The organism is Paenibacillus sp. J22R56 (genome assembly GCF_056269375.1).
In genome coordinates, this window is sequence record NZ_JBWDNV010000002.1 from 43,752 (window position 1) to 60,725 (window position 16,974).

At 44.0% G+C, this 16,974-nt stretch carries 18 protein-coding genes; 17 read left to right on the forward strand and 1 reads right to left on the reverse strand.

Annotated elements, in window-relative coordinates; all coding sequences use genetic code 11:
- Positions 1–257: 257 nt before the first annotated feature.
- Positions 258–752, reverse strand: a complete 495-nt coding sequence (locus AC0YNT_RS03945) for a GNAT family N-acetyltransferase (RefSeq protein ID WP_475803450.1) — start codon at positions 750–752, stop codon at positions 258–260.
- Between the two features lie 100 nt (positions 753–852).
- On the opposite strand from AC0YNT_RS03945, the gene AC0YNT_RS03950 reads away from it, so the two are divergent.
- The 17 genes from AC0YNT_RS03950 (at position 853) to AC0YNT_RS04030 (ending at position 16,974) form a co-directional block, all read left to right on the forward strand.
- The gene (locus AC0YNT_RS03950) at positions 853–1,377 is read left to right on the forward strand and encodes a GrpB family protein (protein ID WP_475803451.1); all 525 of its coding nucleotides are present in this window, start codon (positions 853–855) and stop codon (positions 1,375–1,377) included.
- The gene (locus AC0YNT_RS03955) at positions 1,374–1,832 is read left to right on the forward strand and encodes an NUDIX domain-containing protein (RefSeq protein WP_475803452.1); all 459 of its coding nucleotides are present in this window, start codon (positions 1,374–1,376) and stop codon (positions 1,830–1,832) included. The genes AC0YNT_RS03950 and AC0YNT_RS03955 overlap by 4 nt, the downstream gene beginning before the upstream one ends.
- 158 nt (positions 1,833–1,990) lie before the next feature.
- Positions 1,991–2,287, forward strand: a complete 297-nt coding sequence (locus AC0YNT_RS03960; protein WP_475803453.1) for a hypothetical protein — start codon at positions 1,991–1,993, stop codon at positions 2,285–2,287.
- Positions 2,288–2,308: 21 nt separating this feature from the next.
- Positions 2,309–2,869, forward strand: coding sequence for an AAA family ATPase (locus tag AC0YNT_RS03965; RefSeq protein WP_475803454.1), 561 nt, complete (start codon positions 2,309–2,311; stop codon positions 2,867–2,869).
- Positions 2,870–2,892: 23 nt separating this feature from the next.
- On the forward strand, positions 2,893–3,588 hold the full coding sequence (locus tag AC0YNT_RS03970) for an HAD family hydrolase (protein ID WP_475803455.1): 696 nt from the start codon (positions 2,893–2,895) through the stop codon (positions 3,586–3,588).
- Positions 3,581–3,886 (forward strand): hypothetical protein, encoded by a 306-nt coding sequence (locus AC0YNT_RS03975; protein ID WP_475803456.1) that lies wholly within the window; start codon positions 3,581–3,583, stop codon positions 3,884–3,886. The genes AC0YNT_RS03970 and AC0YNT_RS03975 overlap by 8 nt, the downstream gene beginning before the upstream one ends.
- 257 nt (positions 3,887–4,143) lie before the next feature.
- Positions 4,144–5,454, forward strand: coding sequence for an ABC transporter substrate-binding protein (locus AC0YNT_RS03980; protein ID WP_475803457.1), 1,311 nt, complete (start codon positions 4,144–4,146; stop codon positions 5,452–5,454).
- Between the two features lie 88 nt (positions 5,455–5,542).
- Positions 5,543–6,457: a carbohydrate ABC transporter permease gene (locus tag AC0YNT_RS03985; RefSeq protein WP_475803458.1), complete on the forward strand. Its 915-nt coding sequence runs from the start codon at positions 5,543–5,545 to the stop codon at positions 6,455–6,457.
- Between the two features lies 1 nt (position 6,458).
- A complete protein-coding gene (locus tag AC0YNT_RS03990; protein ID WP_475803459.1) occupies positions 6,459–7,271 on the forward strand; it encodes a carbohydrate ABC transporter permease in 813 nt (270 codons plus the stop codon).
- A gap of 58 nt (positions 7,272–7,329) precedes the next feature.
- Positions 7,330–9,150, forward strand: coding sequence for a cache domain-containing sensor histidine kinase (locus AC0YNT_RS03995; RefSeq protein ID WP_475803460.1), 1,821 nt, complete (start codon positions 7,330–7,332; stop codon positions 9,148–9,150).
- A gap of 14 nt (positions 9,151–9,164) precedes the next feature.
- Positions 9,165–10,742 carry a response regulator gene (locus AC0YNT_RS04000; protein ID WP_475803461.1) on the forward strand — a complete coding sequence of 526 codons (1,578 nt, stop codon included), beginning with the start codon at positions 9,165–9,167 and terminating at the stop codon, positions 10,740–10,742.
- Between the two features lie 28 nt (positions 10,743–10,770).
- Positions 10,771–12,057 (forward strand): ABC transporter substrate-binding protein, encoded by a 1,287-nt coding sequence (locus AC0YNT_RS04005; protein ID WP_475803462.1) that lies wholly within the window; start codon positions 10,771–10,773, stop codon positions 12,055–12,057.
- Positions 12,058–12,066: 9 nt separating this feature from the next.
- Positions 12,067–12,594, forward strand: coding sequence for a hypothetical protein (locus tag AC0YNT_RS04010; protein ID WP_475803463.1), 528 nt, complete (start codon positions 12,067–12,069; stop codon positions 12,592–12,594).
- A 37-nt stretch (positions 12,595–12,631) separates the two neighbouring features.
- Complete coding sequence (locus AC0YNT_RS04015; protein WP_475803464.1) at positions 12,632–13,012, forward strand: GNAT family N-acetyltransferase; 381 nt, start codon at positions 12,632–12,634, stop codon at positions 13,010–13,012.
- A 431-nt stretch (positions 13,013–13,443) separates the two neighbouring features.
- Entirely contained in the window at positions 13,444–15,084 is a 1,641-nt protein-coding gene (locus AC0YNT_RS04020; protein ID WP_475803465.1) for a type 2 periplasmic-binding domain-containing protein, read from the forward strand.
- Between the two features lie 142 nt (positions 15,085–15,226).
- A complete protein-coding gene (locus AC0YNT_RS04025; RefSeq protein ID WP_441890510.1) occupies positions 15,227–16,081 on the forward strand; it encodes an ABC transporter permease in 855 nt (284 codons plus the stop codon).
- A gap of 11 nt (positions 16,082–16,092) precedes the next feature.
- Positions 16,093–16,974, forward strand: a complete 882-nt coding sequence (locus AC0YNT_RS04030; protein ID WP_475803466.1) for a carbohydrate ABC transporter permease — start codon at positions 16,093–16,095, stop codon at positions 16,972–16,974.

The window sequence follows — 16,974 nt, forward strand, 5'->3', positions numbered from 1 at the left end:
TTGAGGGAAGAGCAGGGGATGGCGGGTTTGTATCTCCTTCCGGCCGCTGTTGCCATCGTGAAATTTCGAATCAACTCGTTTTCAACGAGATTTCACGAATGGCAAAGGCGAGCGCTACGCTCCTCCAGGAGATACAAACCCTCCATCCCCCTAGGCCTCAACCCTCAAACCCCCAAAAGGACTCCCCGCATTGACATTAGGGGAGGGGAACAGAGAAAAAGAGAAAGCGTGTTTTTATTGCGCTTTCTCTTTTTTGTTTATAGATCTTTTTTTAACTCGATTTCATCTTGAAGGGGGATATTATAATTTCCGATGAGAGGGATGGAGGGCTTTTGTTTTCTTGCCTCAACTACTGCATTAGGATATATGGCGGATATGCGATAGCCGTGTTTTTGATAAAATTTTAATGCATCTACGTTGTCATTTGTTGTGATGATCCATATACGATTAATTCCGGATTGCTTTGCCGCTTGCTCTACTGCAGAGATTAGTTTGCTTCCAATCCCTAAACCCTCCAAGGTCGAGTTAATACTCACCAACTCACATTCATCTTCATTGAATCGAAATGTAGCTGCGCCGACCCTTGCGCCATCTAACCAGGCTATAACGGCATTATGATCCTGAAAATGATGCTCTTTTCCTTTGGAGATGACGGTTTCGCTACCCCATGCAAGTACCCACAGTTCCTTCAGCCATTCCTGATCCCTTTGTGTTGAGGGTGGAAGGATTTCAACCTCGTTTATTTTTCCCATAGATCGTACCTAAACCTCCTTCTCATATTAAACATGGCATAGTATAATTATTAGTCCCAGGATATGGTATTTGTAGTTCGTTCGATGAGGAGTGAAGGACATGCTTGGTCTGCCGCAAGGAGAAGTGTTTCTTGTTCCTTGGACAGAGGAGTGGGAGCAAGAGTTTTTGAAAGAGAAGGAAAGAATCGAAAGCGTGATAGGCGGAACTATTGTGGCTGTCCATCATATCGGAAGTACCGCTGTGAAGCAGCTGAAGGCAAAGCCAATTATTGATGTCGCTATTGAGTTAGCAGACTATCAACAAGGCTACGATTGCATTGAAGGCTTGGAGAGGATCGGTTACTCGTATAAAGGGACCAATATATTGCCTGACCGGCACTATTTTAATAAAGGAGAGCCCAGAACGCATCAAATACATATGTACGAGACAGGCAGTCCTTATTTATTAAAACAGCTTGCTTTTCGCGATCACTTGAATCAGCATGCTGAGGTTCGAAGGAATTATGAGCAGCTTAAGGAAATGCTGGCTAGTGCGCATCATACAAATAAGCTAGCTTATGCCGATGCCAAAACAGAATTTATTAATGTTATTTTAGAACATTTGAACAATCGGAGGTTAACATGAGACCAATTCGTAACTCAGCTAAAGCTATTATTATTCGAGATGAGAGAATTTTATTGACGGTAAATAAAGACGATGACGGGTTATTTTATATTTTTCCAGGTGGAGGACAGGAATTAAGTGAGAACCTGCAGGATGCAGTGAGAAGAGAGTGTTTGGAAGAGCTGGGTGAAGAGGTGACTGTTGGTGACCTCATTTATGTTCGAGAGTATATCGGGAAAAACCACGAATTTGCAGAATCAGATTCCGAGGCGCATCAGGTGGAGTTTTATTTTCAATGCTCGCTCATTTCTGCTCATCCAACCTTTGAGAATGTGTTGATTCCGGATGAGAACCAAGTGGGGATCGAATGGATCGAGATCAACAAGCTTGATGAGATCAGGGTATATCCAAAAGCCATTGTCGAACCAATAAAAAACATGGATCGTGACACTCGTTATTTGGGTGATGTGAATTAATAAAAAGGGGCTGTACTGTTATTAGGAATATTATATTCATTCTACTAATTCTCTTTAGTATAAGCTTATCTTCGTGCTCTAGCTCTGAACAAACCGCTCCCCAAACTAAGATAGGCAGTGATATCCTGAAGACTTTTGGTCATGAGGACCTGGTGAGAATGCAGCGGTTTGTAGATAGATCTAATGAAGGGAAAGCTGATTATCTTATTGCTATCCCGCCTATAATTGACGGAGGTTATGTCATCTACGATCTGAAGTCAGAGGAAGGCTCCATTAAAGTTAGAATGGATAATACAAGAGATAATTATAGCAATGGCGTCGGATATGAATTATCGTGCAAGTCTATCAAATTCACACAAGAAGCTAACGAGAACAATGTGGTTGTTGAACAGTGCAAGGGACCTACTGGTGATGTTCCACAGCATACGCTGTTCACGTTTGATACAAAGCTATAATTCCTAAGAGGAGATGGCGAAATGAAGTTTATCCTAATCTTTGGTCCACAAGCTGTTGGGAAGATGACGATAGGTCACGAGCTTGAAAAAATCACTTCTTTAAAGCTGTTCCATAATCATCAGACGATTGAGCTTCTTCAGCCTTATTTTGGATTTAGTCCGGAGATGTGGCGGATATCGGATTTGATTCGCAGAGAAATATTTGAGCAGATGGCTCAGAATGACAAAGCAGGGTTGATATTCACCTACGTATGGGCATTCGATCAGCCAAATGACTGGGAGTTTATTGAGCAGACTTGTGCCATTTTTGAATCAAAAGGACATGAGGTTTGCTTTGTTGAGCTTGAGGCTGCTCTTGAGGAGAGATTAATTCGTAATCGAACTCCACATCGGCTGCAGCACAAACCAACAAAAAGGGATGTTGAGCAATCTGAAAAGAACTTAATGCTATCGATGGAGCAGCATCGTTTAAATTCTTTGCCTGGTGAGATTACGAGAAAGAACTATATCCGAATACAGACCAAGGATCTTGCTCCAGATGTAACAGCCCAATTAATTAAAGAACGATTCCGTTTGAAATAGAAGTATAAAGGAGACTCCTGAAATTGGAGATAAAAGCAGTACTCTTTGATCTGGATGGCACATTGCTCGATCGAGATACTTCACTTGAATTATTTGTTAATGACCAATATGACCGAATTCCTCAGTTTCATCTGGTTGAGAAGGACCTTTTCGTAAAACGATTTATTGAGCTCGACCAGCATGGTTACGTATGGAAGGACAAGGTCTATCAACAGCTGCTAAGTGAATTCCATATTCAAAATATGAGCTGGGAAGAGTTGCTGCAGGATTACCTTATCTATTTTCAAAAACATTGTGTTGGATTCCCTAATCTGATCAGTATGCTTTCCCGGCTAAAAAGTCATGGTGTAAAAATAGCCTTAATATCGAATGGCTACGGACAGTTTCAATATGATAATTTCAAAGCTCTCGGAATCAGTCATTTCTTTGACGAGGTTCTCATCTCGGAATGGGAAGGCTTACGGAAGCCGGACCCCGCTATCTTCCAGCGTGCATTAACCAAACTAGGTGTTCAGCCCGAAGATGCCGTGTTTGTAGGCGACCATCCAGATGCCGACATAAGAGCAAGCCGCGCGGTTGGGATGAGGGCTTTTTGGAAGAAAAATTCGTATTCTACTCTGGATGTGGTTGCAGATGGAGTGATTCAGGACTTAGATGAAGTACTCAGGTTTGTATTTCCTGAAGACATCGCAAACAAGAGGAGAACTAAAGATGCATAAATGGGTCGCTACAATTTCATTATTCGTATTTGCGATACTTCTCACTAGCTGTTCTGGAAACAAATCCTATACAACATCCTATATTCAAATTATTGACAAGGGTATTACTGGAGATAAGTACTGGGTAACGGCATTTGATCCGAACTCCAAGCAACATCAAGAGTTTAAAGTAGTCGTTCATAATGAGAATGTTTGGAATCTGATTGAAGAGGATGCAGAGTATTTTGCTAGTTTTGAGTATACATCACTAAGTGATGGAGCAGTTTTAGGGAGCATTAAGCATCCTGATTTGCCATAAAAAGATCTTGATTCGCGACTCTTATCTCCAATTTACGGGATGAGGGTCTTTTTTGCTTTCATTTCTACACCAATCGTAAGATCGTCTACCTGTGATCAGCTAAGAAGTGAGGAAATCTTATTTTTGTACTCTTAAGTTGAGCGTTTTATCGGTTTGGCTGAGGGAGTAAACACGGTAAAGTGTGTATTAAGAAAGCACTTACATATTCGTAAAAGCGCTTTCCCAACCATGGTTAAGATGAGAGGGGTAGTCGAAACATGTTAGCAAAAAAGAAAGCTGGAATCATGCTGACCGCAGGAATGGCGCTGACTTTGGCTCTGTCCGGATGTTCGTCGAACAATAATGGAGGCAACGGCGAAGCTGCGAATAACAAAGCAAATGAGCAGAATTCAGGCAGCAACAAAGCTGTAGAAATTACGTTCTGGAATATGTTTGGCGGCGGGGAAGGCGATTTCGTAGATCAGATCATTAAAGGTTTTAATGACTCCCAGCAAGAGGTTGTTGTGAAGCAGCTGCGGCTGGAATCAAACGAATATTACGCGAAGCTTGGCACTGCACTTTCCTCTTCGAAAGGTCCGGATGTAGCCGTAGCCCACGTTGACCGGATTTCTCCATTCGTGAAAGCGAAGCAGCTTGTTCCGATCGATGAGCTTGCGACTAAGGTTGGCTTCGATCTTGGCCAGATCAGTGCATCGAATATAGAAAGCGTTTCGTATGACGGCAAACCGTATGCAGTGCCGCTGGACACCCATTTCCACATGTTTTATTACAATAAGGACATTCTTAAAAAAGCTAATCTTCTAAATGCGGATGAGACTCCTAAATTTGACACGATGAGCCCGGAAGGATACTTGAATACACTGGCACAAATTAAAACAGCTGTCCCGGATGTGCAGGCAATGGCCGTTAACACACCATATTTCCAAGAGCCGTTCTTGAATATGTATTATGAGGCTGGCGGCGATATCCTGTCTGCGGATATGACGAAGGCAGCTATTAACAACGATAAAGCACTAAGTGTCTTGAAGTTCTATGATGAAATCTATACGAAACAATATGCCGACATCAATGATAAGAATCCTTGGGACACGTTCAGCAATGGCAAAGCCGCATTTTGGTTTGGCGGTGTATGGGAAGCAGGCGTGCTGCTAGGTGATGATTCGAAGCATATCGGTGCAATGCCGTTACCCGCAATCTTTGGCAGCCAGACACATTGGGGAAGCTCGCACACCCTTGTTATTCCTTCGTATGTCTCGGCTGAGAAGCAAGAAGCAGCCGCTAAGTTTATGAAGTACTTCTCTGAAGTAGGCGGTCAGACTTGGGGGAAAGCAGGGCATGTTCCTGCGAATAGTAACGTGACCAGCAGTGACGAGTATAACAAGCTGCCATACCGTTCGTTCTTTATTGAAGCACAGAAGACCGTGAAATTCGCACCACAAACCGATAATTATACAACGATTATTACGACGATTTCCGAAGTGCTGCAGAACGTTATTTTCCATAATGAATCGCCTGAAGATGGCCTGAAGGACATGGAGAAGCAAATCAACGAGATTTTAGCTAACTAACAGGCTCACTAAGGAGAGCAAGGGCAGTGGGGAATAAAATCTCTGCTGCCTCGGCTCCCTAATGAATGAACAGCAAGGAGATCGTAATATGGAGATGAAACCGATAGAGCTGCGTAAGAAAAAAATAGGAATTCAAGCGATAGCCGAACTGAAGGCCATTGTGTATATAGTGCCGTTTTTGATCCCGTTTATCATTTTCTACTTGTGGCCCGTTCTTCGAGGTGGCTGGATCAGTCTGCATGTGTGGAATATTCAAGGGATGCAGCGGTATGTGGCGTTAGACAATTATAAGCGGATCTTTGAAAACAGCGATTTTTACAAGTATTTATGGAACTCATTTTATTTTGTACTCATCTGTGCTCCAACGGTTATCGTATTAGGCTTGATTTTAGCGCTAATTATTAATCAACGGATTTGGATGAGGACGCTAATTCGTTCCGTCTATTTTCTGCCGTATGTCATGTCGGTATCGGTTATGAGCTTTATTTGGCTGAAACTGTTTGACCCGAAAAATGGACCGGTAAATGCTTTATTAGGACTGCTTGGATTGCCTCAGGATATTAATTGGCTGACCGATCACCGATTCGTATGGTGGGCCATTACCATTGCGACAGATTGGTGGACAGTAGGCTTCGTCATGGTCCTCTTTCTGGCGGGACTTCAGGAAATTCCTCAGGATCATTATGAAGCAGCTACGATTGACGGAGCGGGAGCTTGGAGCAAGTTCTGGTATATTACCTTGCCGGGATTGTCGCGAGTGATGAAAATCCAGGTTTTCTATCAGGTGATCAGCTGTTTGAAATTATTTGGTCAAGTTCAGATCATGACCGGCGGTGGTCCTGGTGATTCCACCAATACGATGATTCGTTATATTTATGTGACGGGATTTAAGAAGGATATGTTTGGTCTTGCTTCGGCTCAGTCCATCGTATTTTGCATCATCATGCTGCTTATCGCGGTCATTCAATTTAAACTAACGGATCGAAAGAATGGAGGGGAATAACATGAACAAGTGGGCTGTTAACATCATTGCAATCGTACTGGCGATTCTATTCATATTCCCTCTCATCTGGATGCTGTTAGTCTCCTTGAAGCCGGACGGAACGAATGTGTATACGATGTCAGACTGGGTTCATTTTACCGATTTGACGTTAAGCAATTATAAGAAGGTCATTACGGGTTCCGAGATCCTAAGATGGACCTGGAACAGTGCTGTTATTGGTGTCATTACAACTCTGCTATCGATATTTCTCAGCTCTCTGGCGGCTTATTCGTTCTCCAAGCTGCCGTTTAAGAGTAAAGGTATCTTATTTATTGTTATTACTTCAGGTCTCCTTATTCCAACGGAAGCTATCCTGATTCCGCTTTATGAAACAACGCTGCATCTGAATCTGATTGACAGCAAGTGGGCGATTATTCTGCCTGGTATTACCAATCCAATCGGCATCCTGCTGCTCAAGCAGTTTATGGACGGTGTTCCGAAGGATTATATTGAAGCTGCACAAATTGATGGAAGCGGAAATTTCCGGATTTGGTGGAATATTTGCTTACCGCTCACGAAATCAGCGATGGTCTCGGTGGGGATATTCTTTCTTATTTTATCGTGGAATAATTTCCTATGGCCATATCTCTCTATTACATCGGAAGAAAATATGATATTATCGGCAGGACTGCCTACCTTTTTATCGAATAATATTATGTCTTTAAATATGATCATGACAGCGAGCGGCATTGCAGCGATTCCAACGATTGTCGTTTTCGCACTTCTTCAGCGGCACATTGTTCAAGGTGTGGCGATGTCTGGAGTGAAAGGCTAATGACAATGAAGTCGCTGGCAAGAGTGAACCGCGTGTCCTGCAGGAGCAACGAGGAATAATGATAAAAAAGTTCGGCTGGGCTTTGCCCTCGATGAATATATGGAAGAGCAGCATACGTTACAAATGGATGCTGCTCTTATTTCTGTTTTCCCTTACACCATTAATCATAATGGGAACTATCTCCTACTCTCTCTCCAAATCTACCATTAATGAAAAGGTAACCGAGTATTCGGAGCAGCTGCTGAAGCAGACGGCAGATAATATCGATACCCGTCTTGGCATTTATAAAGATTTGATGATGCAGGTCGTCAATAACGGAGAGATAGTTAGGATGCTTCGGGACATGGATCGGGCGAGTTCCTCGAATTCCTATGATATCGACAGCTTGTCGCTCACGACAAAGCTTTCCACCATTATTGCAATTAATCAGGACATTCAATCCATATCGTTTATTTCGAAGGATCATTATATAAAAGGTATTTACCGCTGGAAGAACCGTACGCCAAAAGACGTAAGCGGTTTCTTGACGACGCTTGAGGATGGAAGTAATTTCAGATGGTTCCCAACTCGCTTTAATACGTATGTAGACAGCTTGAATACGCAGAGTGTTGATGTATTTTCGCTAGCCAAACAGATATATAAGACATCTGATGATAGTCCGGTAGGCATTATTGCTGTACTGGATATTCGTGGTGAAGTGCTGAGAGAATTGGGCTCGAGCTCTACGAACAACGATCGGGATATACAAAGCTTCGTCATAGACGGGCAGGGGCAAATCGTCTCTTATGGCGACAATAGCATGATTGGGAGAAATGTAAGTGAGGTGCTTGGTGAACAAGGCTATAGTCAGATTGTACACTCCGGCCAGGACGAGTTTCGTTTTCCTCTAGAAGAACACGGGAAAAAGCTGATTGTTAATTTCAAAAAGCTGCATACCAACGACTGGATCGTTGTAAATGTCATTTCCGAATCGGTCTTGTACAAGGATTCTGACCGGCTGCTTCGAATGTTCTGGATTATTGCGCTGCTGTGTATTGTCTTATCCATTGTGACGGCTATATTCTTAGCCAATTCCATTAGTAACCCAATCCTTAAGATGATCCGGCTGATGAGGCAGGTTATGTCGGGAGATTTGACCGTTCGCTTCCAGGTGAGGAAGCATAGCGACGAGTTTGATATATTAGGCAGCAACTTTAATTACATGGTCGCCAGGATCGATGAGCTGCTGAAGACTGTATACGAGGAGCAGAACCAAAAGAGAAATGCGGAGCTGAAGGCGCTGCAGGCGCAGATCAATCCTCATTTTCTATATAATACCCTTGATATCATTAAGTGGACGGCACTAATCCAGAAAGCGAATAATGCTGCAGAGATGGTTAGTCTCTTATCACGTCTGCTGCGGATTAGCCTGGACAAAGACAAAGAGACGGTAACGGTAGAAGAGGAGATCGAGCATGTACAGTGCTATCTCGGTATTCAGAGGTTCCGCTTTCATTATAATATCGAGACCAATGTTTACGTAGAGGACGCGGTCCGTCATTTGCAGACACCTAAGCTGATCCTCCAGCCAATCGTCGAAAATGCCATTTTGCATGCTTTTTCCGATTCCGAGCAGCAGGGGCAAATTGATATTACCTGTGTGAGAGGATCGGATGGAGGTATACGCTTCCAAATTTCCGATAATGGAAAAGGAATGGATCCTGCTTTTGCAAAGAGTCTTCTCAGGCATCATGAGACGGGCGAAAAGACGGGGGGAATCGGGCTTGCTAACGTTGATGAACGAATTAAGCTGATCAGCGGCAAGGCGTATGGCATCGATATTGTAAGCGAGCCGGAATCGGGCACCGTCATTACAATCCGGCTTCCTTACTTGGAATAGGAGAGATTCAGCTGATGTACAGGGTACTAATTGTGGAAGATGAATTTATTGTGCGTTATGGCATTCGTTCTATGATCGACTGGGAAAAGGCAGGAATAGAGGTGACGGGCGAAGCTGCCAATGGGAAAGAGGCATTGGAGCTCATTCATCTGAATCCGCCTGATATTCTCATCACGGATATAAAGATGCCAATCATGGACGGCATTCAGCTCATTAAAGAAGTGCGGAACAGCGGATACGCGATGAAAATTATCATTTTAAGCAATCTCGAAGAGTTTCAATATGCTCAGAAAGCGATTAGCCATGGTGTATCCGAATATTTGATTAAGTCGGATATGATGCCTCGGGACTTCGAGAAAGCACTGATGAATGTGAAGGTCTCACTCGATTCGATGGGAGCAAAAGCAATGATCGACGAGCCGGCGCGCAAGGAAAAGCTGCTGCTGGGGCTGATCGAAGGCAGTTCATATGAAGAGGGAAAGGCTATTCTCGAGGAAGCAGAGCTTGGTGAGCTGCACATGCCTGCGTATCTCCTGCATATTTTTATTCATTCGACAGACCGTGGATTTATTGAGAAGCAGTATGTCATTCATGAGACGATTGAGCACTTAGGGGGGGATCGGAAATTTGCCGTCTTTGCAGATAAGCAAGGGGAAATAAACGTTCTTCTGCCTATTCCGAGTAGTGCGAATGGTACGCAAGCAGATTTGGATGAAAATTGGGCTAAGCAGCTGGCGAGGAGCATTTTATCAAACTTGGCGGATGGCTATGGGCTGGATTGTACCATTGGATTGAGTGGCAAAGCTTGTCAATGGACGGAATTAAGTAAGGCCTATAGCCAGGCTACGGCTGCTGCCAGACAAAGGTTGTTTCAGGGGACTGGAAAAGTAATTGCCTATTCGGAGATAACCGCTGCAAAAGAGGATGGCAGCACACCAATCAAGGTGAGCCAGTCGCATCTTCATACTCTTCTTTATGGATTACAAACGAAAGAACTGAACGAATATGTGGGAAGTTTGTTTGATCAGCTGGGCAAACGGAAGGATCCGGATCTTGTACAGATCATATCGCTTGAGCTGCTAATGATATTAACTTCCATGTGGCCAGATGTATCCAATGACCAAGATCAAGTGCTCCACCTGAAAAAGCAATATTTTGATCAACTATCCAAGCTTGAGACGATAAAACAAAGCCGGGAGTGGTTTATCCAGGCATTCGCCGAGCTGCAGGATCATATGATTCGTATCTACAACAGTGATCGGAACAGTATTGTTAAAGCCACGCAGTATATTCAACAGCATTACCAGCAGGAAATTTCTCTGCAATCGATTAGTCAATTTGTTCATTTAAGCAAAAACTATTTTGCGAATTTATTTAAGAAAGAAGTGGGAGAAAGCTTCCTGGAATATGTAACAAGAGTACGTATTGAGAAAGCAAAGGTACTTCTTGCTGGAGAGATGAAAGCTGCCGAAGTTGGACAGCTGGTTGGAATTACGGATCCCAAATATTTCTCCAAAGTATTCAAGAAGATAACAGGAGCAACCCCATCCGAATATAGAAGCTTGGTAAAAGAGGATAAAGAAGTGTTTTGAAAAAATACAGACTGCTGAAGGTGAAAGTGTGGGGAAAAAGCTTTCAACAAGATTGGTAAACGTGATTAGCATTGCGATGTGTATAAGCCTAATATCAGGATGTACCGGTCCAAGTGAATCACGGAACACAAACCATAACGTTCCCAAAGCGCCAGTCGAGATTCTGTTCTGGAATCCATTTGGAGGCGGTGAGGGCGACTATGTTGGTCAGATCATCAAGGCATACAACGAGTCTCAACAGGGAGTTGTCGTCAGGCAGCTTCGATTGGAATCCAATGAATACTATGTTCGATTAGGTACGGCATTATCTTTTGGGAAAGGGCCTGATGTGGCCGTTGCTCATGCTGACCGGGTATCGCCGTTTGTAAAAGCGAAGCAAATTATGCCGCTCGACGAGCTGATGCAACTGTCCGGATTCGATGTCAGCGCAATTGCGGAAGAGAATAGAAAAAACGTCGTTTATGACGGTAAAACGTATGCCGTTCCGCTGGATACACATTTTCATATGCTCTATTACAACAAGGATTTGCTGACGGAAGCCGGTATGAACGAGAGTGACGTCACCTCTATGCTGCATCAAATCACTCCGCAGGCCTTTATGGATTTCCTTGCCTCGCTGCGGGATCGTCTTCCAGGTGTACAGCCGCTTGCGGTGAATACACCATTTTTCCAGGAGCCATTCCTCGATATGTATTACCAAGCCGGGGGTGAGCTGCTTGCTTCCGATTTGAAGCATGCAGCTGTCAACAATGATAAAGCACTGGAAGTGCTTCGATTTTTTCAGGAGCTGTATGCGAATGATCTAAGTGATCTGAATGATAAAACGCCATGGGATACCTTCCATAATGGCAAGGCTGTATTTTGGATCGGAGGAATATGGGAAGCTGGACATCATCTCGGAGATGCTTCCCTTCATAGCGGCATTATGGAGCTGCCATCTTTATTTGGCGGGAATGAGCAATGGGGAAGCTCGCATACGCTGGTTATACCGACCTATGTGACGAAGGAGAAGCAGCTAGCGGCGATGTCCTTCATCCAGTACTTCTCTGAGGTAGGAAGCTTGACCTGGGGGGAGGCGGGTCATGTTCCGGCTAATCCTATTGTGCAAAATGATGTCCAGTATCAAAACCTACCTTACCGCAAGCTGTTTCTAGAAGCTGCAAAGCATGTGAAGCTGGCACCAAATACAGATAAATATGCTGCTCTTTATACTGTGCTGTCCGAAGAACTACAGAATATCATAGCAAACCAGCTTGACCCTGCCAAAGGTCTAGAGGATCTGGAGCAAAAATTAAATGAGCTGTTAGCGAGTTGATGAGCTATTATGAAAAAATTAATTAATGGCAAATCAATAATTATTCTCGTTGCCATTCTTATTGCTTTATTTATAGTTGTTCATTTTAAAAATACAGGTGCACAATGGGCCAATCCGCATTTAGATGTCGCTGGCATTAAATTCGGGATGTCTCGAGCACAGGTTGAGAGTATACTGACTGACAAGCCGATAGAGTTAGCCGGTGAAACAAAACAATATTCTTACCGATTTGAAACAAGTGGGATCGAAGTTTCTTATGATAACAAGCAATCGGGTGGTGTCCGTTATCTATCCATCACAAAACCAGGATACTCTGCATTTGGAGTCCAAATAGGCGATGATCTGAAGCATTCGGCTGCAGTCCTCAAACAATCCGGATTTCGCATAAAAGTGAATGATGATTTTGCTTCTTACTTCAAGTTAGAAGGCCATGGTATTGTTATCATCCTTTTTTCTTCCTCATTACACCCAGGCAAGGTAGGTACGTTAGCTATTGAATTAAAAAAAGGCCGACTATCGGATAACTTAGATTATTAATGATACTAGGAGAGATGATTGACTGGAACATCTAGTGATGATCAATTTACCCATTAAATCGCATGAAGTTCCTCTATTAAGAGAGCTAGTGGGTTGGGATGGACGGCATTCTGATTATCCAGCTTTATTTGAACGGTGCAATTTTTGGGCTGGACTCAGGGATGACAAGAATGAGCTTATTGCATTTGGTTATGTCGCGGGAATGGGATTACAGCATGGCTATATGGAAGATATCATTATACATCCTCGGCATCAGAGAAAAGGAATAGGCCAAGCCCTGGTAAAGAAACTACTCCAAGAATCTGAACATGCTGGGCTTGAGATTGTAACATTAACATTCGATATTAAACACCAAACGTTCTATACAGATTGCGGGTTCGTTCCTTGTTCTGGAGGACTATGGAGGAAAAAGATTTAGATACACCATGATTTTTCAATAAAAATGGATAGAGGTAGCGGAAAAAATCCGAGCCTCTATCCATTTTTTCTTTTTTTACCCTTTACTTCGAGAAGGGAAGGAATAGAGGAAAATGTATCTCCTGGAGGAGCGAAGCGCCCGCCTTTGCTTGTACTTTGCCACCTCTGGAAAATTGTTCAAGAAAAGTACAAGCAACAGCGGCTGTAAGGAGATACATTTCCGCCATTCCGGTCATATTCTCGATAATCCCCATTGATTTGTAATAATCATCACTTCATCCCTTTTCCATCAATCAATCCAAATGGCGAAATCATCAATTCCCCCTTCTCAAATCCCCATTCAATTCTACGTTTTGCCCATATCGACGTAATCGCCTATTCGTTAATCTGTGGATGTAGCCATTCACTACACAAATAAACGGAGGTAGGGTCATGAACAAATGGGTAGCAGGTTCACTTAGCATTGCATTGCTGGGAACAATGCTTGCAGCGTGTTCTTCTAATAATGATAAGAACAGCTCGAGCAGCAACACAGGCAATAACGGCAACAATTCGGCTGAACAGCCGGCAGAAGCAACAACATATCCAATTAAGACAGATAAGACGCTTTCGTATTGGGGCGAGATTAACGGTCAATTGATCGGTGTGAAAGAATCACACAAAGATATTCCGTTCTTCCAAGACTGGCAGAAGGTAACCGGTGTACCGCTGGAATTCACCGAACCACCAACGGGACAAGTAAAAGAAGCTTTTAACGTAATGCTCGCTTCCGGCAAGCTGCCGGATATGGTGGAGTACAACTTCATTGGTGACTTCCCAGGTGGTCCAGAGAAAGCAATCCAAGATGGCTACATCGTGAAGCTGAATGATCTGATTGATAAATACGCACCTAACCTGAAGAAGTACCTGCAGGATAATCCGGATATCGACAAAATGGTAAAAACGGACAGCGGCAGCTACTACGCATTCCCGTTCATCCGTGGTGATGAATATCTTCGTGTCTTCCAAGGTCCAATTATTCGCAAAGACTGGCTCGATGAGCTTGGCCTGCCGGTTCCGGAAACGATTGACGATTGGACAGCAGCTCTTACTGCATTCAAAGAGAAGAAAGGTGCAGCAGCGCCGCTTACGTTCAACAGCAAACCACGCTTCTTTAATGATGGCGGCAATGGTGCCTTCATGGGCGCATTTGGCGTCACTCGCGGCTTCTACCAAGAAGACGGTAAAGTTGTGTTTGGTCCTGAGCAAGATGGTTACAAACAATATCTAGCCTTGTTCCGTGATTGGTATTCCAAAGGTCTGATCGACAAAAACATCGCAACAGCAGACACCAAATCGGTGGACAGCAACATCGCATCCGGCTCAACTGGGGCATCGATCGGCAATGCCGGCGGCGGGATTGGCAAATGGCAGCCGCTTGTAGAAGCAAAAGATCCGAAAGCCGTTCTGGTCGGCGCTCCATACCCTGTCTTGAAGAAAGGCGACACGCCAAAATTCGGCCAACATAACACGGCGTACGCATCCGAAGGTACAGTTGCGATTACTACACAGGCGAAAGATCCAGAGCTCGCTGTCAAAATGCTTGACTACGGCTACAGCAAAGAAGGCGGCTTGTTCTTCAACTTTGGTACAGCAGGCGTCAGCTACAACATGGTAAATGACTACCCGACCTACACAGATCTTCTGCTCAAAAACCCGGACAAGCTTGCTCCTGCACAAGCGATTTCGCTGTATGCACGCGGCAGCTATAATGGTCCATTCGTTCAAGACAAACGTTATGCGGAGCAATTCTTTGCTCTTGAGTCGCAGCGTGATGCAGTAACGACATGGCAAAAAACCGATGCAGCGAAATACCAGCTGCCGCCAATTACGCCATCACCAGAAGAATCCTCTGAGTATGCAGCGATCATGAATGACATCAACACTCTTGTAGACGAAATGTCGCTCAAGATCGTTTTGGGTACGGACCCAGTTGAGGCGTTCGACAAGTATGTGGAGAAAATGAAATCGCTCAACTTGGATCGTGCGATTGAGATTCAGCAAGCGGCTCTTGACCGTTATAACAGCCGTTAATAGATAGAAGTCCGAGGAGGAGAGGGCTATGCCTTCTCCCTCTCCCTCAATATGGAGCGAGGTGAACACCGACGTGGCAAATCCGCAAGTCAAGAAGAACCGAATCGTCAGCGATTTTAAGCTTAACAAACTATTGTATCTGATGATGCTTCCAGTCATCGCCTACTATATTATTTTTCACTACATTCCCATGTACGGGGCACTAATTGCATTTAAAGACTATTCGCCGATGAAAGGCATTCTAGGCAGCGATTGGGTAGGACTCAAGCATTTCCACGACTTTTTCAACAGCTATTACTTTACACGGATCCTGAAGAATACGCTTGTCATCAGTTTATATTCGCTAATCTTTGAGTTTCCCGCACCGATTCTGCTGGCGCTGCTCATTAACGAGGTTCGCAACAAGACATTTAAACGGGTAGCCCAGACGATCACCTATATGCCTTACTTTATTTCTCTTGTCGTTATTTGCGGGATTATTACGGACTTTACGAATGGTGACGGCATTATTAATAGATTGTTTATGCTGTTTGGGTATGATGGCCAAGCGATGCTGCAGAAGCCGGAGCTCTTCCGTCCGATTTATATTTTGTCAGAGATTTGGCAGCGGATCGGCTGGGAGTCGATTATCTATATTGCGGCTTTAATGAGTATTGATCAGGAGCAGTATGAAGCAGCAAGAATGGATGGCGCAAGCCGGTTGAAGCAGATTTTCTACATTACGATCCCTGGCATTCTGCCGACCATCACTATCATGTTCATTCTGCGGATGGGGAATATGCTTAACGTTGGTTTTGAGAAAATCATTCTGTTATACAATCCGGTTACATACGATACGGCGGATGTTATTTCCTCCTTCGTTTACCGGAAAGGGTTATTGGAATTTGGCTGGAGCTACAGCTCGGCGGTTGGCTTATTCAACTCGGTTGTGAACCTGCTCTTGCTCGTAACCGCTAATTATATCAGCCGCAAAGTGAACAAAAGCAGCTTATGGTGAGGTGAGAATAGATGCAAATAAAGGCGACCTTCTCGGAGAGAGTATTTGACGTAATCATTTACGCCGTTCTGACGATATTGATCGTATCGACGTTATACCCGCTGTTATATGTGCTGTTCGCCTCCTTCAGTAATGCAGGACAGCTTGTAGCGAACAAAGGCATTCTATGGCATCCGCTGGGATTCAGCTGGGAGGCCTATACAAGCGTATTTAAGAACCCGGGCATTACGACCGGTTATAAAAACACATTATTCATTCTCGTGTTCGGCACGGTGCTTAATCTGATTATGACCGCGCTTGGCGCGTATGTGCTATCCCGCAACAATGTGCTATGGAACAATCTGTTTATGGGACTCATTTTATTAACCATGTTTTTCGGAGGCGGCCTCATTCCTTTATACCTAGTAGTGAAGGGAGTAGGCTTGCTTAATACGTTATGGGCAACCATTATTCCGTTTGCGATTGGCACCTTTAACCTGATCATTATGCGGACAGCTTTTAAGGGAATTCCGGAGGCACTTGAAGAATCGGCCAAAATCGACGGAGCGAACCATTTCACGATTTTGTTCCGCATCATTATTCCACTTTCCATGCCTGTTATCGCGGTTATGATCCTGTACTACGCCGTGGACAAATGGAACGGCTGGTTCTATGCGTCCATCTTTATTAGAAGCCGGGAGCTGTTCCCTCTGCAGCTGGTGCTGCGCGAAATTCTTATTGCCAACTCTACAGACAGCATGGCTTCAGGGGCTTCGGCAGGAGATCGGTTTCAGATCGGCGAAACGATTAAATATGCAACGATTATGGTTGCGACAGTACCTATTCTATGTGTCTATCCATTCGTACAGCGTTTCTTTGTTAAAGGCGTTATGGTAGGTTCGGTTAAAGGTTAA

Coding starts and splice junctions, on each gene's coding strand:
- AC0YNT_RS03945 (WP_475803450.1), bottom strand. CDS start 752: ATGGGAAAAATAAACGAGGTTGAAATCCTTCCACCCTCAACACAAAGG.
- AC0YNT_RS03950 (WP_475803451.1), top strand. CDS start 853: ATGCTTGGTCTGCCGCAAGGAGAAGTGTTTCTTGTTCCTTGGACAGAG.
- AC0YNT_RS03955 (WP_475803452.1), top strand. CDS start 1,374: ATGAGACCAATTCGTAACTCAGCTAAAGCTATTATTATTCGAGATGAG.
- AC0YNT_RS03960 (WP_475803453.1), top strand. CDS start 1,991: ATGCAGCGGTTTGTAGATAGATCTAATGAAGGGAAAGCTGATTATCTT.
- AC0YNT_RS03965 (WP_475803454.1), top strand. CDS start 2,309: ATGAAGTTTATCCTAATCTTTGGTCCACAAGCTGTTGGGAAGATGACG.
- AC0YNT_RS03975 (WP_475803456.1), top strand. CDS start 3,581: ATGCATAAATGGGTCGCTACAATTTCATTATTCGTATTTGCGATACTT.
- AC0YNT_RS03980 (WP_475803457.1), top strand. CDS start 4,144: ATGTTAGCAAAAAAGAAAGCTGGAATCATGCTGACCGCAGGAATGGCG.
- AC0YNT_RS03985 (WP_475803458.1), top strand. CDS start 5,543: ATGGAGATGAAACCGATAGAGCTGCGTAAGAAAAAAATAGGAATTCAA.
- AC0YNT_RS03990 (WP_475803459.1), top strand. CDS start 6,459: ATGAACAAGTGGGCTGTTAACATCATTGCAATCGTACTGGCGATTCTA.
- AC0YNT_RS03995 (WP_475803460.1), top strand. CDS start 7,330: ATGATAAAAAAGTTCGGCTGGGCTTTGCCCTCGATGAATATATGGAAG.
- AC0YNT_RS04000 (WP_475803461.1), top strand. CDS start 9,165: ATGTACAGGGTACTAATTGTGGAAGATGAATTTATTGTGCGTTATGGC.
- AC0YNT_RS04010 (WP_475803463.1), top strand. CDS start 12,067: ATGAAAAAATTAATTAATGGCAAATCAATAATTATTCTCGTTGCCATT.
- AC0YNT_RS04015 (WP_475803464.1), top strand. CDS start 12,632: ATGATCAATTTACCCATTAAATCGCATGAAGTTCCTCTATTAAGAGAG.
- AC0YNT_RS04020 (WP_475803465.1), top strand. CDS start 13,444: ATGAACAAATGGGTAGCAGGTTCACTTAGCATTGCATTGCTGGGAACA.
- AC0YNT_RS04025 (WP_441890510.1), top strand. CDS start 15,227: ATGATGCTTCCAGTCATCGCCTACTATATTATTTTTCACTACATTCCC.
- AC0YNT_RS04030 (WP_475803466.1), top strand. CDS start 16,093: ATGCAAATAAAGGCGACCTTCTCGGAGAGAGTATTTGACGTAATCATT.